This is a genomic window from Acinetobacter sp. ACNIH1 (assembly GCF_002934695.1).
GTDB classification, from domain to species: domain Bacteria; phylum Pseudomonadota; class Gammaproteobacteria; order Pseudomonadales; family Moraxellaceae; genus Acinetobacter; species Acinetobacter variabilis.
The window spans coordinates 1655665-1680406 of sequence record NZ_CP026420.1; the positions used below are offsets into that span (position 1 = coordinate 1655665).

General features: G+C 42.0%; 23 protein-coding genes, 7 tRNA genes and 1 pseudogene. 5 read left to right on the forward strand and 26 right to left on the reverse strand.

All coding sequences use genetic code 11. From position 1 onward, the window contains the following. Window positions 1-9: 9 nt before the first annotated feature. Entirely contained in the window at window positions 10-282 is a 273-nt protein-coding gene (locus tag C3F22_RS08155; RefSeq protein WP_104426999.1) for a hypothetical protein, read from the reverse strand. Between the two features lie 418 nt (window positions 283-700). Between C3F22_RS08155 and C3F22_RS08160 the strand changes: the two genes are divergently transcribed. Then, a complete protein-coding gene (locus C3F22_RS08160) occupies window positions 701-904 on the forward strand; it encodes a hypothetical protein (RefSeq protein WP_004786362.1) in 204 nt (67 codons plus the stop codon). A 144-nt stretch (window positions 905-1048) separates the two neighbouring features. On the opposite strand, the gene C3F22_RS08165 is transcribed toward C3F22_RS08160, so the two are convergent. The 9 genes from C3F22_RS08165 to C3F22_RS08205 form a co-directional block, all read right to left on the reverse strand. Beyond that, window positions 1049-1133 (reverse strand) — tRNA-Leu (locus C3F22_RS08165). 38 nt (window positions 1134-1171) lie between these two features. Further along, window positions 1172-1245: transfer RNA gene (locus tag C3F22_RS08170), tRNA-Trp, on the reverse strand. Between the two features lie 33 nt (window positions 1246-1278). Further along, a tRNA-Leu gene (locus C3F22_RS08175) sits at window positions 1279-1363 on the reverse strand. A 352-nt stretch (window positions 1364-1715) separates the two neighbouring features. Then, window positions 1716-1801, reverse strand: a tRNA-Leu gene (locus tag C3F22_RS08180). Window positions 1802-2185: 384 nt separating this feature from the next. Beyond that, window positions 2186-2270 (reverse strand) — tRNA-Leu (locus C3F22_RS08185). A gap of 38 nt (window positions 2271-2308) precedes the next feature. Continuing rightward, a tRNA-Trp gene (locus C3F22_RS08190) sits at window positions 2309-2382 on the reverse strand. A gap of 33 nt (window positions 2383-2415) precedes the next feature. Next, window positions 2416-2500 (reverse strand) — tRNA-Leu (locus C3F22_RS08195). Window positions 2501-2607: 107 nt separating this feature from the next. Continuing rightward, window positions 2608-3447 carry a protein kinase domain-containing protein gene (locus tag C3F22_RS08200; RefSeq protein ID WP_416332512.1) on the reverse strand — a complete coding sequence of 280 codons (840 nt, stop codon included), beginning with the start codon at window positions 3445-3447 and terminating at the stop codon, window positions 2608-2610. Further along, window positions 3419-4927 (reverse strand): DUF3336 domain-containing protein, encoded by a 1509-nt coding sequence (locus C3F22_RS08205; RefSeq protein ID WP_104426258.1) that lies wholly within the window; start codon window positions 4925-4927, stop codon window positions 3419-3421. Before C3F22_RS08205 ends, C3F22_RS08200 begins: the two co-directional genes overlap by 29 nt. Window positions 4928-5121: 194 nt before the next feature. Here C3F22_RS08205 and C3F22_RS08210 point away from each other — a divergent pair, with 194 nt between their 5' ends. Continuing rightward, window positions 5122-5994, forward strand: a complete 873-nt coding sequence (locus tag C3F22_RS08210) for an ATP-binding protein (protein ID WP_004782422.1) — start codon at window positions 5122-5124, stop codon at window positions 5992-5994. 56 nt (window positions 5995-6050) lie between these two features. Here C3F22_RS08210 and C3F22_RS08215 read toward each other — a convergent pair whose 3' ends face one another. Next, window positions 6051-7094: a hypothetical protein gene (locus C3F22_RS08215; protein WP_104426259.1), complete on the reverse strand. Its 1044-nt coding sequence runs from the start codon at window positions 7092-7094 to the stop codon at window positions 6051-6053. Between the two features lie 517 nt (window positions 7095-7611). On the opposite strand from C3F22_RS08215, the gene C3F22_RS08220 reads away from it, so the two are divergent. Further along, a complete protein-coding gene (locus C3F22_RS08220; protein ID WP_005249763.1) occupies window positions 7612-8358 on the forward strand; it encodes an IS5 family transposase in 747 nt (248 codons plus the stop codon). A 125-nt stretch (window positions 8359-8483) separates the two neighbouring features. On the opposite strand, the pseudogene C3F22_RS08225 reads toward C3F22_RS08220, so the two are convergent. Together C3F22_RS08225 and tsaD are read right to left on the reverse strand one after the other, a co-directional pair. Next, window positions 8484-9421, reverse strand: a pseudogene (locus C3F22_RS08225) (diguanylate cyclase). Between the two features lie 208 nt (window positions 9422-9629). After that, window positions 9630-10646: a tRNA (adenosine(37)-N6)-threonylcarbamoyltransferase complex transferase subunit TsaD gene (gene tsaD / locus C3F22_RS08230; protein WP_104426260.1), complete on the reverse strand. Its 1017-nt coding sequence runs from the start codon at window positions 10644-10646 to the stop codon at window positions 9630-9632. 146 nt (window positions 10647-10792) lie between these two features. On the opposite strand from tsaD, the gene rpsU reads away from it, so the two are divergent. Continuing rightward, the gene (gene rpsU / locus C3F22_RS08235) at window positions 10793-11008 is read left to right on the forward strand and encodes a 30S ribosomal protein S21 (protein WP_001136722.1); all 216 of its coding nucleotides are present in this window, start codon (window positions 10793-10795) and stop codon (window positions 11006-11008) included. A 33-nt stretch (window positions 11009-11041) separates the two neighbouring features. After that, window positions 11042-11488: a GatB/YqeY domain-containing protein gene (locus C3F22_RS08240; protein WP_005235099.1), complete on the forward strand. Its 447-nt coding sequence runs from the start codon at window positions 11042-11044 to the stop codon at window positions 11486-11488. Window positions 11489-11568: 80 nt separating this feature from the next. Here the strand turns inward: C3F22_RS08240 and C3F22_RS08245 are convergent, their stop codons facing one another. From C3F22_RS08245 to C3F22_RS08305, 13 genes are all read right to left on the reverse strand, one after another. Next, window positions 11569-11928, reverse strand: coding sequence for a hypothetical protein (locus tag C3F22_RS08245; RefSeq protein ID WP_104426261.1), 360 nt, complete (start codon window positions 11926-11928; stop codon window positions 11569-11571). Between the two features lie 101 nt (window positions 11929-12029). After that, window positions 12030-13472 carry a M48 family metalloprotease gene (locus C3F22_RS08250; RefSeq protein ID WP_171284723.1) on the reverse strand — a complete coding sequence of 481 codons (1443 nt, stop codon included), beginning with the start codon at window positions 13470-13472 and terminating at the stop codon, window positions 12030-12032. 85 nt (window positions 13473-13557) lie between these two features. Beyond that, window positions 13558-14538: a 2-hydroxyacid dehydrogenase gene (locus C3F22_RS08255; protein WP_104426263.1), complete on the reverse strand. Its 981-nt coding sequence runs from the start codon at window positions 14536-14538 to the stop codon at window positions 13558-13560. Window positions 14539-14560: 22 nt separating this feature from the next. Next, on the reverse strand, window positions 14561-15208 hold the full coding sequence (locus C3F22_RS08260) for a hypothetical protein (protein ID WP_104426264.1): 648 nt from the start codon (window positions 15206-15208) through the stop codon (window positions 14561-14563). A gap of 209 nt (window positions 15209-15417) precedes the next feature. Then, on the reverse strand, window positions 15418-17307 hold the full coding sequence (locus C3F22_RS08265; protein ID WP_171284724.1) for a M48 family metalloprotease: 1890 nt from the start codon (window positions 17305-17307) through the stop codon (window positions 15418-15420). 90 nt (window positions 17308-17397) lie between these two features. After that, on the reverse strand, window positions 17398-18933 hold the full coding sequence (purF, locus tag C3F22_RS08270) for an amidophosphoribosyltransferase (RefSeq protein ID WP_104426266.1): 1536 nt from the start codon (window positions 18931-18933) through the stop codon (window positions 17398-17400). Between the two features lie 24 nt (window positions 18934-18957). Further along, entirely contained in the window at window positions 18958-19539 is a 582-nt protein-coding gene (locus tag C3F22_RS08275; RefSeq protein ID WP_005235088.1) for a CvpA family protein, read from the reverse strand. Between the two features lie 5 nt (window positions 19540-19544). Continuing rightward, entirely contained in the window at window positions 19545-20546 is a 1002-nt protein-coding gene (locus C3F22_RS08280; protein WP_005235085.1) for a quinone-dependent dihydroorotate dehydrogenase, read from the reverse strand. Window positions 20547-20636: 90 nt separating this feature from the next. Next, complete coding sequence (gspM, locus tag C3F22_RS08285; RefSeq protein WP_005235083.1) at window positions 20637-21116, reverse strand: type II secretion system protein GspM; 480 nt, start codon at window positions 21114-21116, stop codon at window positions 20637-20639. Further along, window positions 21116-22258 (reverse strand): type II secretion system protein GspL, encoded by a 1143-nt coding sequence (gene gspL / locus C3F22_RS08290; protein WP_104426267.1) that lies wholly within the window; start codon window positions 22256-22258, stop codon window positions 21116-21118. The genes gspM and gspL overlap by 1 nt, the downstream gene beginning before the upstream one ends. Window positions 22259-22288: 30 nt before the next feature. Further along, the gene (locus C3F22_RS08295) at window positions 22289-22744 is read right to left on the reverse strand and encodes a SixA phosphatase family protein (protein ID WP_005235080.1); all 456 of its coding nucleotides are present in this window, start codon (window positions 22742-22744) and stop codon (window positions 22289-22291) included. 73 nt (window positions 22745-22817) lie between these two features. Continuing rightward, window positions 22818-23891: an NAD(P)H-dependent glycerol-3-phosphate dehydrogenase gene (locus C3F22_RS08300; protein WP_104426268.1), complete on the reverse strand. Its 1074-nt coding sequence runs from the start codon at window positions 23889-23891 to the stop codon at window positions 22818-22820. A 33-nt stretch (window positions 23892-23924) separates the two neighbouring features. Further along, window positions 23925-24503 (reverse strand): nitroreductase family protein, encoded by a 579-nt coding sequence (locus C3F22_RS08305; RefSeq protein ID WP_104426269.1) that lies wholly within the window; start codon window positions 24501-24503, stop codon window positions 23925-23927. Between the last annotated feature and the right edge of the window lie 239 nt (window positions 24504-24742).

Here is a 24742-nt window from a genome sequence, read left to right on the forward strand (position 1 = left end):
TATAGCTGCTTAGAGCAGCTGATGCTTCTGAGCATAGTCATCCAGTTCTTGCTGGGTGACCACTCGTACCGCATTCATTTCATCAATTCTGACCAGCAATAATCCACCCAAAGCAGGTTGATAACGACGCGCACTACCGAATGGCGTATACGCCACCTTGGACTGTACTGAAAAATCCAGCCAGTCTTCATGACCCAGCATCACAGCAACCGGCTCCTGCCCTTGTTGCTGCATAAGTTCAATTTGCTGTTTGATGTACTGTTCAATATTTAATTCAGTCATCATCAATCTTATTTAAATTATATCCATGACAGTATAAAGGGCTGAGCCTAACACCATGACCTGAATACTCGGAAACTTTACTGGATTGTATATTTTTCAACCTTATTCAAACTCTAAAACTTCAAACCACGCTAATTCCCAATTTAAAATGAATAATATATAAACAATTATTGATTTAAATATTTGAATATTAATAACTATTCAAAAAATTATTTAGGCTTAAAATTAAAATATTTAGTTACAACATCTTGAAAATAATAAAAAACATAGACTTAGATTAAAAACCTTATATTTCGTCTATATTATCTTGTTCATTAAATCCGCAAATTCAATTAAATTAATTTAAATAAGGGTATTTGCCCTTTAAAACGAAAATTCTCACCCTTATCTATGATTTAACTGATGAAGGAGTTATCTCGTGAAAAAAGTGGTTAAAGCAAAAAACGTTCTCGCATTTAGACTTTGGTTAGAAAAATTGGGGTATTCGGTTCGCACCCTAGCAGACAATCGTGGTTTTAGTTTCAGTTTTAAAAAAGAATATGGTCTAGTGACCTGTGATCTTTCGGGTAATGCATTGGCCATGCAACTGGGTGAGGAGTTTGAAGATCATCTGAAAGCTTAAATTTAATTAATCAATGCACTCATGATTTACCCTTTTATTGAGTAAAATTCTATTATTCCTATAATTAGCCCATTTCGATGGGCTTTTTTTCGTCCATAAAATTTCAGGCAAAAAAAAACAAGGCATCAACCTTGTCTCTTTTGATGGTGGGGACGGAGAGACTCGAACTCTCACACCTCGCGGCGCTGGAACCTAAATCCAGTGCGTCTACCAATTTCGCCACGTCCCCATCAGGGTACCAACTTAGTGTTGGACTTTTTCAAACTTTGGCAGAGGATCAAGGATTCGAACCTTGACGAACGGTTTTGGAGACCGTCATGCTACCATTACACCAATCCTCTACTCGGCCATTTTACTCAATCTCTTAAGTAAATTGGTGGGGACGGAGAGACTCGAACTCTCACACCTCGCGGCGCTGGAACCTAAATCCAGTGCGTCTACCAATTTCGCCACGTCCCCGATGGCTGTGTATATTATAGAGATAGCAGGTCATTGACAAGTGATTTTACAAGCAATCACTGCCTATTCCGCTATAAATTAAACAGTTAATGCAATTTTTTTATTTTTTATAAGATTTAACAAGAAAACTCGGCCTTATGAGGTTTCTTTGCTACTGCTTTGAACTTAATCTCTAAGCTTGTCTAGCTCAGTCTCAGCAGATCAGACCTCTAGAACCTCACTTATCTTGATCAAGCATGTTGTTTAAACAATAAATTAATCCAATACAAAGAATAAAAAGCCGAGCCAATAAAAATGTCGCACTAAATTTCAGGCAAAAAAAAACAAGGCATTAACCTTGTTTCTTCATATATGGTGGGGATAGAGAGACTCGAACTCTCACGCCCAGAAGGCGCTGCGACCTGAACACAGTGCGTCTACCAATTCCGCCATATCCCCGTGGCTGTGTATATTATAGCGATCGCATCTGCTTGACAAGCGATTCTATGATCAACTCGATGTTTTTATATCAAAAATTAATCAGTTAATTCTTTGATGATTAAATACTGGCTTATTTTTAATAAAACCGCTTAATTTCATTTCTCCAATTTAAAAAATCAAGTTATTTGAAAGAGTACTGAATATTAATTTTAATAGTGTTTAGATCAGCCAATTGATTGAATATTTTAAAGGACTTCCCTCTTCTCACCCTCACTGATACTTAGTTTGAGTATTTAAAATCTACTCATCGAAAGTAAGCGAATAATGAAAATGAGATTAAAAGATGGCTCAGCCTTAAACTCCAGGCAAAAAAAAACAAGGCATCAACCTTGTCTCTTTTGATGGTGGGGACGGAGAGACTCGAACTCTCACACCTCGCGGCGCTGGAACCTAAATCCAGTGCGTCTACCAATTTCGCCACGTCCCCATCAGGGTACCAACTTAGTGTTGGACTTTTTCAAACTTTGGCAGAGGATCAAGGATTCGAACCTTGACGAACGGTTTTGGAGACCGTCATGCTACCATTACACCAATCCTCTACTCGGCCATTTTACTCAATCTCTTAAGTAAATTGGTGGGGACGGAGAGACTCGAACTCTCACACCTCGCGGCGCTGGAACCTAAATCCAGTGCGTCTACCAATTTCGCCACGTCCCCGATGGCTGTGTATACTATAGGGATCAATTTCACCTGACAAGCTCTTTTTAAGAAAAAACCACTCGTTTGATTAAATAAAAAACAATATACAATTTATTATATTTTTCTCATGCAATTTCAGTAAGTAAGGCCTGTTTTACGGCTTTGAAATCAGACAATCTATCCTGTGAGTGCTTTCGAAGCATATTTTGTAGCAGGCTTTGCAAAGCTTGATATTGTGCAGGGAGCTCAGGTTTAAAATGCTGACAATGCAATAATGCCCAATCTTGATAATCTGTCGCTTCTAAACGTTGCCCTGTAAGCCACTCATAAAAAATGATACCCAGCGCATAAACTTCGCTCTGTAGCGACTTGGCTTGCCCTTGGAACAATTCGGGCGCCATATAATGAGGCGTTGCGTTCATTGCTTGGCTGGTAGTGTTGAGGGGCTGCACCTGCTCAAAATCAATCAAACAAACCCGATTCTGATAAATGACAAAATGCTCTCGTTTGAGATCAGCATGCAGATACCCGAGTTCTTGTAAGCTTATCAACGTTTCTAATGCCCGTAGTATATGCTGACGGACTTCTTGAATTGAAAACAGCTTAGGGCATACCTCAAAATGTGCTGGCGCATCAGGCAGGATCAAAGCCAGATTGAAAGATTTATCTCCAATCTGAAACGGCTTTCGAATAATTTGATGCGGAAGCATGAAAGCCTTACCTTCTTTCCTACCATAAGCTTCATAAAAATCCAGCTCATGACTTAAGCCAGCCTGGGCATGCTGAGAAATAGCAGTTGAATCCAGATTCTGGGTTTTCAACCACAATGCTGACCTGGTCTCAGGATTAAATTCTAGATAATAAAGACGGCGACCAAAACCCAGACTTCGGGCTTTGGTCTTAAGCTGGAAATTAAGCTGATGCAGATTGGCGAGGTTAAGTAACAATGTATTCCTGCTTGGCATCTGGAGCATGCTGGTAATTTAGCAGTTCCAGACAATGCTGAATAGTTTTACCTACCCGCTCCTGAGTTTCGATCAGAGAGATTTTTGGCCAGGTCGCCCGCTCACCTTCACGCTGCAACACTTTGAATAAATGCGGACGAGGATTTTGCAGCATATAGCTATAATGACGCAGGCTATATTTACCCACAATATTCACATCGCCATAGTAACGCTGATCCACCACGCCATAACCCTGATCCAGCAAACGGCGGACTGGCGGCAAACTTCCCGCATGCTCACGGGCAAAATCCATAATCCCTTTGGTAAATACCACACTCTGACGGCGTACAATGCGTTTCGGCCAGCTTAATGTCCCCTTACGGAAGCGTGAAATATCATCCTGCATAAAAGGCACAATGTGTGGATTGGCCTGACTGGCAATGGTGTAATTGATATTGTACAGCCGCGCCATTTTCTCCTGCGGGAAATCGCTACGAACACTGCCATCTACCCAGCGTGTTGCGCCCATATGAGGCGTATATTGCCCATCATGGCGTTTACTGGTGAGACGTACCGGCGGGAACAAAATTGGCACAGCACAAGATGCCAGCACCGCACTCCAGACCAGTACATCTGGAGAGGTATAGGCATTCATGATCCGGGCATCCTGCGCTGCATCATAAGGCGCGACCGCAATATTAATATGTAGACCCGAAGTTTTTAATGCTTCTTCAAAGGTCATATCTCCCAAGTTTTCGATCAGGAATTTTTTCAGGTATTTAACATCCGCCAGACCACCATTACCCTTCAGTAATTCACTCATGGTACGGAAATGGAATGCTTCATGGAAAAAGTTATGACCTTTTAAAATATCCACATATTGTGCGGGTTTGGAGACGCCCAACATAGCGGTCATAATTGCACCAGCACTAGAACCCGACATCACTCGAGGTAACAGATCCTGTTCCATTAGCGCCTTACATACACCGGTATGAAATAAGCCGAGTGTTGCACCGCCCGAGAACATTAAAGCTGGCTGACCATAAGCACGTTGGCAGTGCTCAAAATATTCAATTTTCTCTTCAAGAGTCAGACAGGTACATTGTGCAGAAGCAATATAAGCCAAGCCCAGACTGACTTCTTCTACATAATCCTCAATAATTTTTTTAGTGCCGACATAAGTGACGGTAAACAATAAAGGATGGGCGATATTGGCAATATCGTAACTCAGCCCTTCACGCAGCATATACATCAGGTCGCGAGTGCGTTTCTGCTGACGGTAACGTCTTAATTTCCCCAGTCGATGCGCAATCACTTCGGCATCAAAATACGGTGAACTATTATCCAATTTCCATTCTTGTGCCCCAGATTCTTCGTCGATCTTTAAGGCAATATATTTCCATTCTTCGTAAGTTTCAGCCTGCTGCAATTGCTGCTTCAGCTTTTTAATACGATAGGCCTGATGTGGATTGATATCCTGAGTAAAATCTTTAAACAGCATCTGCCCCTCTTCCCTATCTATATTGTAATTTTCAGACATCTTGCAGCCATGAACAAAAAACAGGCATCTATTTTCTTTGTACTACAATAACGAAAATTCACCACTTTAGGCAAATTATCACACTTTCCAGACTTTGACTGTGAATTTTACAGTGATAGTATTCTAGCCATAATTGTAAATGTACTGCTCAAATCATGGCGAAAATTGATTTACCTGACAATATCTTAAATGCTCTTTCTACTGTTCTTCTCCAGCTCCAGCAAAGCCTGCCTGAATTAAAACAAAGTCCTGATTTTTCTGCTTATGCCTATAAATGGCAGGCTGGAGAACTCAAACCCATTCACCAGCTTAAACAGATTGAACTGGCAGATTTAAAAGGCATTGAGCGACAAAAAGAAAAAGTCATTCAGAATACTTTGCAGTTTCTAAAAGGATTACCTGCCAATGATGTCTTACTCACTGGCTCTCGCGGTACAGGCAAATCTTCGATCGTGCGTGCCTTGTTGACTGAATATGCAGATCAGGGTCTACGTTTGATTGAAATTGAACGTGATGATTTGTCAGATCTTCCACAGATTCAGCAACTGATCGCCGGTCGTCCGGAAAAGTTTATTGTCTATTGTGATGACCTGGCCTTCAATGCGGAAGATGAAAACTATCGCAGTCTGAAAAGTGTGCTAGATGGTTCATTACAGTCCGGTTCCAGTAATTTTGTGATTTATGCGACCAGTAACCGTCGTCATCTATTACCGGAATTCATGCATGAAAATACCCCGGTGACCAAAGTAGATGTACCGCAATATACAGAGTTACATCCACAGGAAGCCATTGAAGAGAAAATTTCCTTGTCGGATCGTTTTGGTTTATGGCTGTCGTTCTACCCAATGGATCAAAACCTGTATCTGGAAATCGTTGAGCATTATTTGAAAAAGGCAGATATGCAACTTACAGCTGAAGCCCGTGCTGAAGCATTACGCTGGTGTCAGGCACGTGGCCAACGCTCAGGCCGTGCAGCCTATCAGTTCTCTAAACACTGGATTGGTTCGCAGCAGTTAAATTCTCTGTAAATTTTTCCCCAAATAAAAAAAGCTCCTTAATGGAGCTTTTTTTATAAGGTTAGTTCTTATTTTTTATTGTCAATAATCGTAGACCACAGCAGATCATCCAGCTCACTGCCATTGAAATAGACAGTCCCTTTCAAGGATTCAGGCTGATTCTGTTTAACCTCAATCACCTGATCATAACTGTCAGTAATTTTAAGCACGCCCTCTTTCGGCAGATGCTTATAATTATTTAACACCGTTTCGTCCATCTTGAATGATGTAGTCGTATCAAAATCAAAACTATAACGGTAATCCGCAAGATTTGGCTGACCAAGAATGCTGCCGCTGCTGGTTAAGGTACGAATACCATTACTGCCACTACCATAGTCATCTACAAGGCTATAGTTATAATTACGTACCAGTAAGTATTCCTTGCTCAACTCATCATACTCAGCGCCAGATTTACCCACATTCTTGTCTTCCGCTACACGCTGAAATTCCAGACGGTCAATTTTATAGCTTTCCAATGCACCCAAATTGTTTTTGCTTTTGGTATGAACAATCGTACCTGAAATCAGATAATCATCTTTTAGATTAAAATCAACATTGGAACCATAACGTACATTGCTAAAGGTCAAGGTCGTAGTATCACCGTTGACCGCCTGGGTAATGGTTGAATCTTTGCGATAGGTCTTATCCAGAACAATACAGTTATTTTTATCGGTTTTTAATTTAAAAGTTTTCACTGCACCATTGGTATTCACTTCAGAACAGATCAGATTCGGATATTTGATGCTGTTCACACCCAAATTATAAATCTTGATAATACGGCTCGTGCGTCCATAAGGATAATCCGCAAAAACTTCACCAATCATATGACCTAACGCAACGTTATAGTCCGTATCATTACTGGTGCTATTGTTAATTTTGTCGCGGATTTTCTCGATGATATCACGATCCTCAAAAGGAATAAATTCTTCTGAAAGTTCAGGAGAAATACTCTCCTCTGGAACATTTGGCGGGGTGGTCACTGTAGAATTGTCTGAGCTACCTCCACTGCCACCACATGCGGTAAGCAAGCCTGAAACCAAAACCAGCCCAAAGAATGACATCTGCTTTTTCATAAAATTTTATTCCCTAGAATTTCTTTGCATTTTTATTCAATGAGAATGAAAGATGAGCGTATTAAAACTGCACAATACAAACCCACTACCTGTCGATGATATTTTTTCTGGACAGTATTTCTTACACTCTGATCGTGCTTTATCTTTTAATAAACTAAGGATTAACTCTGTAATTTTAATTTATATTTCATACAACAATGGTCATTAAAAAATAAGATGTTACTTCTAGAGCAAGGTCTTATTAGTTCTCATAACTAAATCTTAGAAACCAACCCCAATAACATATATTTTCTTTGCAACAATACTTATAAAATTTGTAACCGTTAGGTTAAAAAGTCGAAAAGCTATCTTTTGAATAGCCGGGTTTAAAGAAGAACTTAGGTTGCTTCTAGACAATTAAACTTTGAATAAAACCTAAAAATAAGAATAAAAGGAAATTAGGGTGTGTTGACACTTTTAGCTTAAAAAATAGCAAAGTAGTAAAATCAAATCGCCAAACCCAATTTTACTATTCGCTATGCCTCGTACCATGCTGACAGATCAACACTGGCAAAAGTTGAAAACTATTTTGCGTAATTTATCTATTCATCACAACTCAAATTTACGTAATTTTATTGAAGCTATTCTCTATAGAATTAGAACAGGCTGTCCGTGGCGAGATATTCCTTCCTATTTCGGTCAATCAAACTCTATTTTCAAACGTTTTAATCGTTGGTCAAGCAGTGGTAAGTTACTTAGATTATTCAAATTATTAGCATCATGCCCCGATATGGAGTGGATTTTTATTGATGGCTCTCACGTACGTGCTCATCAACATTCTGCCGGTATAGCGAATCAATCCATTTCTAAAAGTGTAGGAGGAAACTCCTCAAAAATACATTTGATTGTTGATGCAAATGGCAATCCTGTTGATTTCATGATGACCGATGGAACCACACATGACGTCAAAGTTGCACCTGATCTAATATCAACATTAGACTTAAAAGAGACAAAAGTGGTCTGCGCAGATAAAGGCTATGATTCAGAACCACTGCGTGAACAGATCAGAAAAACAGGGACAAAAGCGAATATACCAAAGAAAATAAATAGCCAATCGAACAATGATCATATGGACTGGTATTTATATAAAATCAGGCATTTAGTTGAAAATATGTTTTGTAGATTAAAGCAATTTAGAGGAATAGCTACTCGATATGACAAGCTCAAAAGAAATTATCAAAGTGCTGTTGCCTTAGCCTGTATATTTTTATGGCTACCTTTATAGGGTTAATTATGAACAGTAAATGTCAACAGATCCTAATTATTTCCATTTATTGTTGGCTCAAAATTTGACAGTTCATGGCTGAATATTCTCAGACACCTCCTTAAAATATTAAAAATCAAAAATACTTAAATAGACTTTTTCCAGCGCTTGTACTCAAACATATTTTTGTCTGCTTGCCACTGTGCTTCAACCAGGCCAGTCGTTGGATGACGCATCGCCATACCAAATGCGGCTTCAATTTTTGCTTCTGCAAAGGCTTCAATTAAACGATCGAGCAAACGCTCAGCTCCCGCTTTATCATTTTCTATGCTCAGAATTACGAATTCATCACCACCGATACGCGCCACAATATCATTGCTACGTACATTTTCCTGAAGGACTTGTGCTGTATGCTGAATTAATTTATCACCTTCTTTGTGCCCCAAACTATCATTCACTTTTTTCAGGTCATTCAAGTCTATAAATAAGATCGCAGCAGGATGACCGTATTGTTTGCAACGTTCTTCTTCTGCCTGTAGCAGTTTCTCCCAGGCACGACGGTTATATAACCCAGTCAATTCATCTTTACTGGCTTGTTGCTGTAGCAGTTCTTGCTGACGAATTTGCTCATTCTGACGCAATTCAGCTTGTAGGATTGAGCTCAAAAGCTTGCTAAATAACTCGACCATCGCCAGATCCTGAATGATGGCATCTGACTTGGCTTCAGGATCAACCGCACATAATGTTCCAAATAGACTGCCATCTTCTTTAAAGAGTGGTTGACCAATATAGGATTTGATGCAGAAATGCTTGTTAATTGGCGCGGTCGCATATAAAGGAATTTCTTCAGAGCGAGGCGCGATTCTTGGTCCTTTGCCTGTGACCATATGACAGCAGAAAGAATTGGCCCATTCAAATACCTGACCTGGCTGAACAGCATAGCCATGATCTTCGCTTTGCAGCACAATCCAGTCATTGTCTCTACCCGGGTGATCATCCATAAATTAAAGCCAAAATGCTGATGCAGATATTTTAAAACTGCCTGTCCCGCATCCTGAAAACCTTTAAAACTGATATTATCCATCCGAAATAGTCTCTGCATCATTCCGCATATAATAGAGTGGGATTTCTATATTATTAAACTATTTTACGTTATCAATAAGAAAACACTTAATGTGGTAGAGTTAAAATAATTAATTTATTAATATTATTTGTTGAATATTTCTACTCTACAAAAGCAATCCAATAAAAAAGAGGCTTAAAGCCCCTTTTCTTCATGATGAATCTTTAAATCAAGCTTCGGCTGGATTCGTCAATTCTGTCATTGGCCAACGTGGAGTTGTGGTCACCACCAAGCCATCTTGTTGTCCTGCTTTTAGACGTTGATAACCCGCAAAGGCAATCATCGCACCATTATCGGTACACAGCGCAGGTTCTGCATAGTACACGGTGGCTTTGATTTTCGCCAAGCCTGCTTCCAGGCGTTCACGTAAACGCTTGTTGGCACTTACACCACCAGCAATCACCAGACGTTTTAAGCCAGTCTGTTTCAATGCCTTCACTGATTTTTTCACTAAAGTATCGACAATAGCTTCCTGGAAGCTCGCAGCGATATCAGCATCACGTCTTTCTTCACCGAGTTTCTTCATTTGAACAGAAACTGCAGTTTTTAAACCACTGAATGAAAATTCTAAGCCTTGATGCAGCATTGGACGTGGGAAAGCAAAGGCATTCGGATCGCCCTGCTCAGCCAGTCTGGAAATATTCGGGCCACCTGGATATGGCAAACCCATCATCTTCGCAACTTTATCAAATGCTTCACCCGCCGCATCATCAATCGATTCACCGAGTAATTCATATTGCCCAATGCCATAAGCGGCCATGAGCTGTGAATGCCCACCAGACACCAGTAATGCCACAAATGGAAATTCCGGTGGCGTTTTAGAAAGTAATGGTGCCAGCATATGACCTTCCATATGATGCACACCAATCGCCGGTTTATTTAAGGCAAAGGCCAAAGTCCGACCAAACAGTGCGCCCGTCATTAATGCGCCCATCAGGCCCGGACCACGGGTATAAGCCACCGCATCAATTTCTGATTTTTTGATGCCACTTTGTTCAAGCAGTTCATTCAGTAAAGGAATGAGTTTACGCACATGGTCACGCGAAGCCAGTTCTGGTACGACGCCGCCATATTCAGCATGCAGTTTAATCTGGCTGTACAGCACCTGTCCGCGCAAACCTAACTCGCTGTCATACAGCGCAAGTCCTGTTTCATCACACGACGTTTCCAAGCCTAAAACGATCATTAAACTGCCTATAACCTGTATCAAATATATTGCAGCAACTATTATAGACTTGTGATATGAGATGTAAATGAGTAAAATACTGACCTTCACTTGTGATCGAGGGCAATTCGGCCCTGATCTTATCCATAACTTAATGAGGATTCTTCATGCCACAAGTTAAATTGAAAGAAGGCGAACCAGTAGACGTAGCTATCCGTCGTTTCAAACGTTCATGCGAAAAAGCGGGTGTTCTTGCTGACGTTCGTAAACGTGAATTCTACGAAAAACCAACTCAAGAACGTAAACGTAAAAAAGCTGCTGCTGTTAAACGCTACCAAAAGAAATTGGCACGTGAATCAGTACGTACTACTCGCCTTTACTAAGATTAATTTGTGATTGACTGCTTGGAATAAATAATGACTACTTTAAAAAACCAGATTACTGACGTATTGAAAGCCACCATGCGTGCCAAAGATATGTCAAAGTTGACGGTCATTCGTAGTCTGCAAGCAGCAATTAAGCAAATCGAAGTCGATGAGCGTAAAGAACTTGACGACGCTCAAGTTCTTGCGGTCATTGAAAAGCAAATTAAACAACGTAAAGAATCGATCAAAGCCTTTGAAGGCGCTGGTCGAGATGATTTAGCTAGTAAGGAACAAGCCGAAGTTGAGGTTCTCTCTCAATTTCTACCAGAAGCTATGACTGAGGAAGAACTTGATTCCCTGATTGCGCAAACAATTGAAGCGCAACAAGCTACTAGCATGAAAGATATGGGTAAGGTGATGAATTCTCTGCGTCCGCTCATAGCCGGGCGCGCCGATCCTGCACAAGTTTCAGCAAAAATTAAAGCAAAACTTGCTTAATTCCCCCATTCTATTTCAAATCTAAATCTGCGTTGAACTGCCTCCATTCCGGACAGTTCTCAGCATTTTCTTATTTATTCTTACTGTAAATTACAGTCCACATTATAACGTTTCAGCAACTGCATCTCTTTTGAAGATTTTACCTGCAGTATGACATCCTGCTTGCCTACATTTTGATACTGACGATCCAGATAAGCTCGGTTCTGGTCTGCCGCTTTATATAAGCGATCCACATAACGCTGCACAATCGCACAAAACTGCTGATTCTGCGATGCGCTAAAACCCTGCTGCTGTGGATTTAAACCTTTTAAAAACTGACGTGATTCTTTTTGATAATCAGCATTAATCTGCTCAACGGACTGCACGTATTCTGCCGCACTAGCCGCCAATACATTTCCGCCACACCCCAATATCCATAAACCCAATAATATTTTTTTCATAAAATAATTAAAATAGACAACTTAGCTTTGCCCGGATTGTAGCGTGATTTAGTGAACTTCGGCTATATCTACTGAAGCTAAAAATCATTAGAAAAATAGACTTAAATTTTAAATTGTCGCGTTTGCTGCATCTGTTTTAAACGTTGACCTATGGTTGCTGACAGAGACTGATTGCCTTTGCTGATACGTTGAGCATGTATTAAGGATTTAATCGCAGTTTCTTCATAGCCTGACCAGTACTCTACTTCGGCACGATAACGCAAGACATTGGCGGCTTTTATCGATGAATCAGGTGCTGCATTCGCTGCTAGTTGCATTAATCTCCAGCCACTAACATCACGGGTATTGCTATTTAAAAAGCGCTGCACAATCGTTTTAGCCTGACCAGGTTGTTTGGCACGAATCAGGGTTTCAGCATATTTATAATTTAAAGCACGGTTTTCCGGCATGATTCGTGCAGCTGAACTAATGCTTTTTAGCGCATTATCCAGCTGATTTTGCCCCAGATAAATATCAGTTTGAAATAACACCTGCAAAGGATGCATTTTGTTGTGCTTTTTGGCTTGATCCAATGCGGTTTGTGCTGCCTGAAAATCTCCCTGCTGAAGCTGATAAGCCGTTAAAGCCAGCTGACCAGGAAAATCATTGCGTTGCACCATTAAGTTGAGCTGCTGTTCAGTGGTCTGACGTGACAGTACCCGCGTATACCATTTAATGATTTCAAAATCCTGATCATTCAAATTACGCTTAACCGCAGGCAGCTGATTGGCGCGCAAACGTGCTTCACTCATACGTTCAGTAGTTAGAGGATGCGTCAGCCAGAAATCAGGCATAAAGCTTAAACGGCTAGTGGAACGATGCATCACTTCAAAGAAATCCGCCATACTGTGCGGACTGTATCCGGCAGCATACATATATTGCATGCCGATCCGGTCCGCCTCACGTTCCTGATTACGGCTATAAGTTAATTGCTGATCCAGTAGAGCTGCCTGAGAACCCATCATCACTGCTGCACCTGCATCACCATCTGCCTGTGAAGCCACTAATGCACCCACCAGAATCCCTGCTAGGGCCAACAGTCCTTGTCCTTTAAAGGTTTCTTGCGAACGACTGTAATGACGTTGTGTGACATGTGCAATTTCATGTGCCATCACCCCTGCCACTTCATCCGTATTTCGAGCAGAATTAATCAAACCCGCATTCAGGGCAAATAACCCACCGGGTACTGCAAAAGCATTAATTTGCGGATCATTGATTACCATTAACCCAATGGGTTGCTGTAATTTGGTCTGACTGAGAATTTGGGAAAATATGGAAAGCAACTGATCTTCAAGCCATGGATTCTGAATCACAGGCATTTGTTTCTGGACTTGACGATAGACCTTTTCACCGATCATTTGTTCTTTTTGCTGGTCGATTAAACCAATACCCGCCCCAATATCCGGTACAGAAAATTGTGCAGCAGGCTGATTAAAATAATCGTTCTCACTATGTCCTGCTGCTGCACACAGACTTAACCCGCACGCCAATACCAAACGTTTCAATGAAAAATCTCTAAAATTTAGTTTCAATCTGTCTCGAATATAGCATCGAAAAATGAGCATAGATGCAGGAAAATGTTATTTAATATTACTTAGATGAACCAATCACTTGAGGATTCACCACATAGCGTGGCACCCGCCCTTCAAGTGCATCAACCAGATTCTGATAAGCCAGCTCAGCCATTTTTCGACGTGTTGCCACTGTGGCCGAACCGACATGAGGCAAGGTAATAACATTATCCAGCTCAAATAATTCTGATTCTTTTAAAGGCTCTTTCTCATAAACGTCCAGCCCCGCAGCAAAAATTTGGTTGGCTTTTAAGGCTTCGATCAAAGCCTGCTCATCAATCACAGACCCACGGGAGATATTCACCAGCACCGCATGTGGCTGCATTTGTGCCAGTTGTTCTGCTCCAATCAGAGCTTTTGATTCAGAATTTAAATCCACGGTAACCACCATAAAATCTGAGCGCTGCAAAAGTTCATTCAGAGAGCAATACTGTGCATTGAGTCCTTGAGCCAATTCCGGTTTTTCATTGCGATTATGGTACAGGATATTCATATTGAAACCGTAAAACCCACGGCGTGCAACTGCTGCCCCAATATGCCCTAGGCCGATTATCCCCAGCGTTTTTCCGAAAATATCCACACCAAACTGTGCTTCACGTGTTGTACGGTGCCATTGTCCCTGCTTGGTCCAGTGATCCAGATAAGCCACTTTGCGTGCAGCTACCATTAATAGCGCAAATCCCAGATCTGCCGTGGTTTCAGTCAGGACATGGGGAGTATTGGTCAGATAGATATTTTTTTCATTCAGATAATCAACTTCATAGTTGTCATACCCGACGCTGACACTAGAAATGATTTTAAGTCGGGTTGCTGGTGCCAGATTATCGCGATTGAGCAGTCGGCCTGCCCCAATCATGCCATCGGCATCGCGCACATGTTCCAGCAACTGCTCATACACATTGCCCAGTTTCGGCTGTAAGGTCACTACATTAAAATTTTGTTCGAGTTTTTTTTGGACATCCTGATCGATCTGGCTGAATACAATCACTTTTTGTTTCATATGTCCCTATTCCACATCAATATTAATCTGAGTTCGCTGGCCTGTTTTGCATAAACTGCCATAAGTGTTTTTTATGTATTGGCTGATCCAGCATTTCCTGTAAAGATGCCAGTTGAATCATTTTATTATGTGTCACATGCGGAATAGAGCCAAGGGAAATGATATTTTTTTCCAGGCTCATCATGTCCAGAAAACCTTGAATATAAGATTCAACACCTCGACCATCTTGCAGATTCACCCAAGGAAATGGCCAGTTCAGTTCATAAAATTCACTTTGCAGAGCACGCTGGATGTTGATCCATAAAAGCTGGGTTTGCTCGGTCATTTCTGTGGCATCGATGACAATCGTACAATGTTCCAAGCTTAAAGCCTGCAAGTTGAATGGCGGAATATGTAGAATTTCCCGCTGTTCCTGAATTGTTGCAACAACTACTGGCGCTTCACTTTTAGCTTCAGCTTTTGCTTCAACTGTAACAGGCTCAGGCGCAATTAAAGGAGCTTTTGCTACCGGAGCAATCTGAGCCGGTTGTGGCAGGATGATTTCGCTATGCAATTCTGCTGGGGCCTGATCACGCCAGATCGAAACCTGATGCTGCTGACATACGTCGCCCTTGGGAATCCAGATATCTATTCCTAATGTTGCCAGTATGTCACGCTGATGCCCAATCATCTTTTCTTCATCACCTATTTCAGGTCGAACATTTTAACGGGATTCGCTTTTCTTTGCCGAACTATTTCCAGTTTTTCACTCTCTATCTTGAATCATTTTAACTCAGAATAGAAATCAATTTATAAGATTACTTTTTTTCTACTGCAAGTTCTTTTATAGATCAGTTCTTGAAAAACTGGACTTAAATACATCTTCTTAATTTAAAAATATTAGATAATCATCAAGCTGTTTTTCTTAAGCATTTGCGAGGTAATTTCATTGGATTCAAAGCCCAAGCGCCAGTATAAAAGCTCCATCACATCCAATTCATCCTGAGTCATGATCCGGTCGCTCCACAGGCAAACTTCTGCAATTCCCAACATGCTCAGACGATCACGCAATAACAATCCGGCAATATCATTTAAAATCTCAGCTAAATCAATCGGCTCATCTGAGATTTCACTATACAGCTCAAGTTCTCGTGGTGTCAGAATACGATTTAAAATCTTTTCCCTAACTTCCAGCTGATTATCGCTATTAATCTGCTGCACATGCAGCAAGGCATCAATCAGACGTACAATCTGTGGTTTGACCTCATCCAAAGACGTTGGCGTATGCATCGGCAGTAAATTCAGTTCATACTTCACCCGCTCTAGCAATAAAGCATCCAGCAAACCGATTTCACCATCTTCCTGAATAATCCTTGCCAGCTTCATTAAAAACTGCCGTGCAACTGTGGTAGGCATTCCACCAATATTTTTACAGGCTTGCTGGAAAATCGAGATATGTACCCGTCCATCCAGATTTAATAATGAATCAATAATCGCACGACTGACCTCTGCCTCGGTCGGAATAAATTCACGATATTGCCGGATCATCAAAATTGCGACCATCACTTCACGTGAACCGGTCGAAGTTTGCAAAGCACGTTCAATCAGCTCCGGACGCGGCATATTGGCACGCAGCTCCGGATTTAATGGCTTGATGGCATCTTTAATGGCGAAGCTAATTGGAGACAAGCGTAACAAAGGCAAAGGTTGTGGGGATTCCCAGACTGCTGTGCTTTCAGGCACGACATCTTCGAGTGAACGAAACAGACTAAACAAAGGCTGGTTTTTTAATTTCTTCAGATTTTCAAGCTGCAGATCCTGAATCAAGGCAGGATTTAATTCATAAATACGCTGATTAATATTCGGATGAATATTCAACCAGTTCTGTGGACTTAAGGAATTGGCAAAACACATATGTGAAATGGATTCGGCATATTCACTATAGATCTGTGATCCTGAATGATGCACATGAATGCGCAATAAAGTCTGAATATTGGCATCATTCTGAATCAGGCGTCGGGTTTTCTGGTCATTTTTATAGGTACGTCCGCCCAATGAAATATATTTAATAAAACGTGTAATCAAAATACCCAAGCTGCCAATCAACCAGATGACTGCTCCGATTGAGACATAGAAGGTTTCAAACTTGTTTTCGCGAGATACATCATTTCGATAAAACCCCAACTTCGCAATCTTGCTACCCCACTGGCTAAAAGTGGTCAGACTGCTATATAGAATTTTCAGGCGGGTATTTTCAGCTGTTTCACCAGATAGAATCTTGTTAAATTCATGACTGAGCAAGCCATAAAGTTCAATTTCATCAAGAGTTTGTAATGCACCCCAAGTCAGAATAATAGCAGTATCACGTGGACTAAAACCCGCTGTTAATGCATTGACCCCCACTTCATTCGGCAGGACATACATAGCTGGCGGTTCAATCAGGAACGTATCTGCCAGTTGAGTATTGATCCGTAGTGCAGCACTTTCTTCCGGAATACTTTCCATTTGGTTCAGTCGACGCGCGCCCATTTGCTGGGCTAAAGAATAGCCGCCGGCACGAAACGTATAAAATTCATAGATGACCGAAATAATCATCAAGAACAAAACCAGTGCTACCAGATAAGGACTAAGGACATGCCACCATATCGACTGGCCAGGATCAGCATAGAAAACAAACAGGCCAACCACTGTATTGATAATCAGAACTGTTAATAGTATCGCAATCAGACAAAAGCTGGCTAGCAATAGCATATTCTTGTTTTTGACCAAAGCATATCCTACGCTTTTCAATCTACCACCCTAACTGATCTGGTCTTTCCTTGGGCCATCATAAAACAAAAAAGCGGGAAATTCCCGCTTTTTCATCATGATTTTAATTGCTTAGACTTCGCGTACACCGGTCAGATCAACTGATGCTGCATCAATATTCACATCAATAAAATTGTCGCCTTTTTTGGCGCCATCATTGCGTTTTTGCTCTAATTGATCGAGGTATTCAGCATTGATTCCACCTGCGACATACACACCATCAAATACAGAACAGTCAAATTCACGCAAATGAGGAACTTTTTTGGTACGTACTGCATCTTTCAGGTCTTCCAGATCTTGGAAAATCAGACGGTCAGCACCAATAATTTCACGGATTTCTTCTACACTACGTTCAGAAGCGATTAGTTCAGATTTCGCCGGCATATCAATACCGTATACGTTTGGATATTTCACCATAGGTGCCGCAGAAGCGAAGAATACTTTTTTCGCACCCGCATCACGTGCCATCTGAATAATTTCATTACAAGTCGTACCACGCACAATCGAGTCATCGACTAGTAGAACGTTTTTGCCCTGGAACTCGAGCTCAACCGGGTTCAGTTTTTGACGTACTGATTTTTTACGCAGTTGCTGACCTGGCATGATGAAGGTACGGCCGATATAACGGTTTTTCATGAAACCTTCACGGAATTTCACGCCCAGCATATTAGCCAGTTCAAGTGCAGAAGTACGTGAAGTATCCGGAATTGGAATCACCACGTCGATGTCGTGCTCATCGCCCCACTCGCGCAGAATTTTTTGTGCCAGCTTCTCACCCATTTTCAGACGGGCTTTATACACAGAGATCCCATCAATGGTTGCATCTGGACGGGCAAAGTACACATATTCAAAAATACATGGACGGTATTCTGGATTTGCTGCACATTGCTGGGTAAAGAAGTTACCGTCAGAATCAATGAAAACCGCTTCACCCGGTTCGATATCACGCTCAACCTTGAAGCCTAGCGCAGTAATCGCTACAGATTCAGAAGCAATGATATATTCCATACCATTTTCTGTTTCGCGCGAACCGTAAATTAATGGACGGATACCGTTTGGATCACGGAAGCCTACCAGACCTTGACCAGTAATCATCGCAACAACAGCATAACCACCTTTACAACGTTCATGTACACGCGTCACAGCCTGGAAAATATCTTCAGATGTTGGTACCAGCTTGCCACGTTTTTGTAATTCGTGCGCCAGTACGTTTAGTAGCACTTCTGAATCTGAATCAGTATTCATGTGACGCAGGTCAGTTTTAAACAGGTCGTCATGAATTTCTTCAGCATTGGTCAGGTTACCGTTATGCGCTAGCGTAATCCCATAAGGTGAGTTTACGTAGAATGGTTGCGCTTCGGCACTGCTTGAAGTACCCGCCGTTGGGTAACGCACATGACCAATACCATAATTACCCTGTAAAGCACGCATATGACGGGTATGGAATACATCACGGACCATACCCACATCTTTACGCAGGAACAGGCGGCCTTCCTGACAAGTCACAATCCCAGCTGCATCTTGTCCACGATGTTGTAACATCGTTAATGCATCAAACAACATTTGGTTAACAGGTGATTTACCAGCTATACCAACTACTCCACACATAGCAACCTCGCAGACAAGCTAGGATTAATAAAAAGGATTATTCGTTGACGCATCTGAACTCTTGGCCTTGGATGCCGGCTCAGATGAGGAATCTGAAGGTTTCTGTGCCCCTTCAGATTTGATATGTTGCAGGGCACCATTTGCGGCTTCTTTGGAGAGCTCTGTTGCCCAAGGCGCATATGGCAATAAGACCTGTATAAATTTAGACTGCTTCCAGTGCGGTGAACTTTCGACCCACGGACCAATGCCCTGCATGGTAATCAGGACAATCAGCAAACCTTTCAGGCTGCCGAAAACACCCCCCGCAAGACGATTCAGCGGACCAAGTTTCAGGGTTTTTAAAATGCGGTTGAGCAGAAAGGTGACAATCCAGGTGAGTACCACAATCATCAGAACAATAAAGGCAAAGGCTGCAATCTTCTGTACCACTGGATCTGTACTGAGAGCAACCATTGAGGGCGCAAGTAGTGTTGAATATTTCGCCGCAATAATCAAGGCAAAAATCCATCCCACTAAGTTCGCAAAGGCTTTAATAAATCCTTGGCGCAAACCGTTGAGCCCTCCAATGAGCAAGATAATCAGTAGAAAGATATCAATGGCATTCATAGGACTTAAAGCGCGGCTACACAGTCTTTAACCAGTTCCGGCCCAGTATATATGAGGCCACTATAGACTTGTACAAGGCTTGCACCAGCTTTTTTCTTGGCCAGCGCATCCGCACCTGAAAGAATACCACCCACACCAATCAATGGAATTTGTCCCTTTAATTCCTCTGCAAATGCAGCCAGACATGCCGTGCTTTTCTCAAAGACTGGCGCGCCTGATAAACCGCCCGCTTCTTCTGCATGCTCCAGACCTTCCACACCTTCACGTGACAATGTGGTATTGGTCACGATCAGACCATCAATCTTGTATTGCAATAACTGCTTGGCAATAAAGGCAATATCTTCAGCTTCAAGATCCGGTGCAACTTTTAATACCAGAGGAACGTAATGCTGATGTTCCTGAGCCAGTTCCAGCTGACGATTCTTCAGCGTTTCCAGCAATTCAGTCAGTGCATCGCCACTTTGTAAACTGCGCAGGTTCTTGGTATTTGGAGAAGAAATATTAACGGTGATATAGGAAGCATAATTATAGACTTTTTCTAAACAAATAAGGTAATCATCTACTGCTTTTTCTACCGGAGTATCAGCGTTTTTACCGATATTGATTCCCAGTACACCTTTAAATTTTGCAGCTTTAACGTTTTCAATCAACTTATCCACGCCATCATTATTAAAGCCCATACGGTTAATAATCGCTTTGGCTTTCGGAAGACGGAATAAACGTGGATGAGGATTACCAGGTTGCGGGCGTGGAGTAATGGTACCAATTTCAATAAAACCAAAGCCTTGACTGGCCAAGGCATCAATATAGGCACCATTTTTATCTAACCCTGCTGCAAGACCGACCGGATTAGGAAATTCGATTCCCATACAGGTCACAGGTTTCACAGCAACATTTTGACGCATCATGCCCATTTTATGGGATGATTTTAATAGTGATAGTGTCAGCTCATGTGCACGCTCTGGTGCTAAAGAAAACAACAAAGGGCGGGCTAGAGAATACAACATATCTAGAAAAGTCTACTGCTTTTTAAGTCGGCATATTATAGGCATAGGCTGACAAAAAAACCATGCTTTGCAAATCTTTATTTTTACCAGTTATTGCACAGTCGCTGTTAATTTAATCTGCCCTGCTTCATTATTTAGTTCCATTTTCTCGATACTTAGCCCCATTTGTGCCAGCTGCGTCAGGAAGTTGGCCAGCACAGAATAATTTTCGTGAGACAACATCAACTGAATTTTTCCATCCATTTGCTGTGATGCAATCGACAGCCCTTGTTGCTGGGCAATGCGTTGCACTTTTTCTGCTGCATCTAATTGCAAGTCTCCTGCCGGCTTCATGGTAACCGCATTGCTTTGCATCCAGACCAGCGTATCTTTTAGATCATTTAAACGTTTCTGCTGGGTATCTGCTGCCTGATGCATCGCCCAGAGTGCACTTGCAACAGCGGTCACCAACACAAAGATCGTTGTAAAGATCACCAGAATGCGTTCACGTGCTGACAAACGATCCAGATAATCGGTCAGTTTTTCGATTTGCAGATCCATACGGTTCTGTAAGGTTTCAATGGCTTTCATTATTGTATTTTCACCAGTCCTACGACGCCTGTTCCATTCGCCTGTATATTCCCCAATTCCACTTTAAAGCCCTGCTGCCCTAGTTGCTTGGTTAAAGTATTTAAACTTTCAGATGAATTGGACTGTAATTGTAGACTCAATCCTGACGGGTCATAATTGACGCGCTGTGCCACAATCTGGTTTTGCATTAGTACCGGCCCGACTCGGCTGATGAGCTGTAAGGCCTGAGTGTCTGCGGTCTGGCTTTGACGAAGCTGAGCTTCGAACTGGCTTTTAATATTCTGCTCAGTGACCGGATAATTTTGTCCGAACCAGTATTTAAACTGGTCAATAGCCTGCATCGCAGTGGTATTGGCGACTTTTTTATATTGGTACCAGCGCACCGCATCGTAAGTGAACTGCAATACCAGAATCCCAAGAAAAACCGCCGCACAGGCTTTCCAGTAACCAGAAACAGTATGATCCGATTTACCCTTTGGCAGGATATTAAATGGATGCTGTTTCGGTTTTTTTAGCATTGGCAACGTATATTCGAACGAGTTTAATTGTTCACGTGTTGCCACAGCTTCCAGACTACTCATTTGTTCAGGGCTGAGATTGCTGACCTGATATTCCAGATCTTTGGGCTGAAAATCCAGATAAAGGCTCAAATCATCCACTGACTGTCCGATATATTCAGCTTCACGTACCAGCAGATGCCCACTGATTTGTGCAATAACGCGCTGCTGCGCATGTTCAGGCACTGGCAAAACCAGAAAGTCTGGCAATAACGCAGCGACTTTAACAGGAATCAAATTCAGGGCATGCTGCAAAGTTTCAACTGTAGAATTTGCAATCCCCAGAATACTAATCTGATCAGGCTGCTGAAAATGATGCAGCACTTTCATGGTATCGACAGGCAGTACTACATATTCTTCTAACAGATATTTGATGCCATCATTGCCCATTTTTTTATATTGGCTCTTTGGCAAAGTCTGCTGCAAAATCTGCACATGACGACTTGGAAAAAAGACCGTCGCCTCTTCACCATGATAGGCCTGAATATCCTGAATCAGCTGCTCGAGTGTCGCAGCAGTGCTCCAGAATTCCCCCTTTGACCATTGCCAAACCCCATTGGCTTCCGGCATCCATAAATACAACATCGATTGTGTTCTACCGTTTTAATTGGTTTTTTATACTGTTGGAATAAAGCTTTTAACTTGTGTTGATAAGCCTGGTGCAATCACGGCCTGATCATAAATACGTGCTTCTGACAAATGAAATGGGTGGAAAGACTCAGTCACGAGAATGGAGGCAATATGCGCCACTACATTCATATGACAAACCACCGCAATGGACTCATACGGCAACTGCGATAACCATTCAACTGCAACTTTGGCATCATCGTCAGGCTTGATGGTATTACAGATCACCACGGGTACATCTTTAAAATAGTGCTGTAAATGCGCCAGAGTTTCCTGCGCACGCAATAAAGGACTGACCACAAACACCTCCGGTTTAATGATGTCCCTTAAATACTGCGCTGTCTGTTCCGCCTGTTGATGCCCGCGCTCCGTTAGGGGACGCTTGGTATCATTCCCATTCACTGGTGGCGCGGCTTCGCCATGTCGCACTAAAGTCAGTTGCATCTTATTTCCCTATTTATTTGGTCGTTACGATCATCAGTCAGCATCATAATCATCGTGCTTCTTGTGTTATAGATCAGACTTGATGATGTGGCAAGACAAATTCGACATCACTGCGATGACCATTTTTCATCAAGGATAAAGCGATCGTCAGCGGCGGCGCTCCTTCAAAGATCACTTCATACAAAGCAGTTGTAATCGGCATATACACATCCAGCTCTTCTGAGCGTGCTTTTACCTGCACAATCGTGTTAATCCCTTCTGCCGTCTGCCCCAGTTCAGTCGTCGCCTGCTCTAGGGTTTTACCCTTACCTAATGCATAACCAACCTGATAGTTACGACTTAGCGGACTATTACAGGTGGCAAATAGATCACCTACACCTGAAAGCCCCAGGAAAGTCAACGGGTTTGCACCTAACTTGACTGCAAATCGGCTCATTTCTGCTAAAGCACGGGTTAGAATCATACTCTTGGTATTTTCACCGACATTATAGGCAGCCGCCATTCCCATTGCGACCGCATAAATATTTTTCAGTGCACCGCCCAGTTCTACGCCATGTACATCATCACTGGCAAAAACACGGAATAACGCACTATGGAGTGCTTGTTGCACTGCATAACGTACCAGTTCAGATTCACTGGCAATCACCGTACCTGCCGGCTGTCCTGCGACAATTTCCTTGGCCAGGTTTGGACCAGACAGCACACCATAAGGCACTTCCGGTAATTCTTCACGAATGATGTCACTCATAAAGCTGAAGGTATTGGCCTCAATCCCTTTTGTCAGGGAAATCACCGCTTGAGATGTGATAAAAGGCTTGATCTGCTGTAATACATCACGGAAAGAATGGCTTGGAATCGCAACTAGAATAATATCGCGATCACGAACAGCCTTCTCCAGATCGGACACAGCAAGCAGATTTTCTTCCAGCTTAAAATCCGGAAGATAGCGCTTATTGATATGTGTTGCATTAATATCTTCAGCTACTTCCGGGTCACGAATCCAGATCATGGTATCGCAGCCATTTCGAACCGCGGTATTGGCCATTGCAGTACCAAAACTACCACCGCCTAAAACTGTAATTCTTAAAGCCGTATTCTGGTTGACCGCAACCGGTTCAATAAAATTGGTAAAATTTAATTCTGACATCTTATTTTCTAATATCCTGTGTCTTGAAATGCCTTAGTTTTGATTCCAATAACTTACATAATTCTGGGTTTGGATTTCAGCACGTGGTGCAATCGCTTTTGCCGCCGTACCGATATAGATAATGCCAGAAACCAGATCATCTTTACCAATGCCGAGCGACTGCTTGAAAAATTTTGATTCTACCACTGCGCCACTACGCCACATGGTTGAAAAACCTTGAGCCTGTAAAGACAGCAGGAAGTTTTGAATAGCAGCACCTGAACTCAGAATCTGTTCAAAATATGGCACTTTAGGATGATCCTGCAAACGGGTTAATGCCAGTACCAGCAAAGGTGCACGAAAAGGATGATTTTTGACCCGTTCAATCTGAGCTGATTCAGTTTGACCCAGATCTATCAGTGCTTTTGATAATAGTTCGCCAAATGCTTCACGTTGCGCATCCGGGATGATCACAAAAGTGGTAGGCTTCAATCGGTGATGATCTGGTGCTGTCAAAGCAGCTTTAAATGCCAGTTCTAACTGCTCTGCATTCGGTGCAGGTGCCAGCAAATGTCCTATTGATTGACGTTGGTGAATATTTTGATGAACGATGTCGACCACAGATTCCGTCATTGCTTTATAGATCTATAACTTAAAAACTATGGTCAAGATTAGCATATTCCACTAACAATACTCTAGAAACTTGCAATAGCCTTTACCTTGAAAATATTTAAGGAAGATTACAATATTTTCCGTGGAATCAATAAAATGCCTCTTTCATTCACTTTTCTCTCATAGAGCGACATCAAAAATTGCCAAACTTATACAACAGCTCCTAATTCTGTGCTTTTTACTGTGTTTCAATATCCCCA

What these genes read in the sequence shown, in the direction of transcription:
- C3F22_RS08155 (WP_104426999.1), bottom strand. Translation starts at nt 282, where the DNA reads ATGACTGAATTAAATATTGAACAGTACATCAAACAGCAAATTGAACTT.
- C3F22_RS08200 (WP_416332512.1), bottom strand. Translation starts at nt 3,447, where the DNA reads ATGCCAAGCAGGAATACATTGTTACTTAACCTCGCCAATCTGCATCAG.
- C3F22_RS08205 (WP_104426258.1), bottom strand. Translation starts at nt 4,927, where the DNA reads ATGCTGTTTAAAGATTTTACTCAGGATATCAATCCACATCAGGCCTAT.
- C3F22_RS08210 (WP_004782422.1), top strand. Translation starts at nt 5,122, where the DNA reads ATGGCGAAAATTGATTTACCTGACAATATCTTAAATGCTCTTTCTACT.
- C3F22_RS08215 (WP_104426259.1), bottom strand. Translation starts at nt 7,094, where the DNA reads ATGAAAAAGCAGATGTCATTCTTTGGGCTGGTTTTGGTTTCAGGCTTG.
- C3F22_RS08220 (WP_005249763.1), top strand. Translation starts at nt 7,612, where the DNA reads ATGCCTCGTACCATGCTGACAGATCAACACTGGCAAAAGTTGAAAACT.
- tsaD (WP_104426260.1), bottom strand. Translation starts at nt 10,646, where the DNA reads ATGATCGTTTTAGGCTTGGAAACGTCGTGTGATGAAACAGGACTTGCG.
- rpsU (WP_001136722.1), top strand. Translation starts at nt 10,793, where the DNA reads ATGCCACAAGTTAAATTGAAAGAAGGCGAACCAGTAGACGTAGCTATC.
- C3F22_RS08240 (WP_005235099.1), top strand. Translation starts at nt 11,042, where the DNA reads ATGACTACTTTAAAAAACCAGATTACTGACGTATTGAAAGCCACCATG.
- C3F22_RS08245 (WP_104426261.1), bottom strand. Translation starts at nt 11,928, where the DNA reads ATGAAAAAAATATTATTGGGTTTATGGATATTGGGGTGTGGCGGAAAT.
- C3F22_RS08255 (WP_104426263.1), bottom strand. Translation starts at nt 14,538, where the DNA reads ATGAAACAAAAAGTGATTGTATTCAGCCAGATCGATCAGGATGTCCAA.
- C3F22_RS08260 (WP_104426264.1), bottom strand. Translation starts at nt 15,208, where the DNA reads ATGATTGGGCATCAGCGTGACATACTGGCAACATTAGGAATAGATATC.
- purF (WP_104426266.1), bottom strand. Translation starts at nt 18,933, where the DNA reads ATGTGTGGAGTAGTTGGTATAGCTGGTAAATCACCTGTTAACCAAATG.
- C3F22_RS08275 (WP_005235088.1), bottom strand. Translation starts at nt 19,539, where the DNA reads ATGAATGCCATTGATATCTTTCTACTGATTATCTTGCTCATTGGAGGG.
- C3F22_RS08280 (WP_005235085.1), bottom strand. Translation starts at nt 20,546, where the DNA reads ATGTTGTATTCTCTAGCCCGCCCTTTGTTGTTTTCTTTAGCACCAGAG.
- gspM (WP_005235083.1), bottom strand. Translation starts at nt 21,116, where the DNA reads ATGAAAGCCATTGAAACCTTACAGAACCGTATGGATCTGCAAATCGAA.
- gspL (WP_104426267.1), bottom strand. Translation starts at nt 22,258, where the DNA reads ATGTTGTATTTATGGATGCCGGAAGCCAATGGGGTTTGGCAATGGTCA.
- C3F22_RS08295 (WP_005235080.1), bottom strand. Translation starts at nt 22,744, where the DNA reads ATGCAACTGACTTTAGTGCGACATGGCGAAGCCGCGCCACCAGTGAAT.
- C3F22_RS08300 (WP_104426268.1), bottom strand. Translation starts at nt 23,891, where the DNA reads ATGTCAGAATTAAATTTTACCAATTTTATTGAACCGGTTGCGGTCAAC.
- C3F22_RS08305 (WP_104426269.1), bottom strand. Translation starts at nt 24,503, where the DNA reads ATGACGGAATCTGTGGTCGACATCGTTCATCAAAATATTCACCAACGT.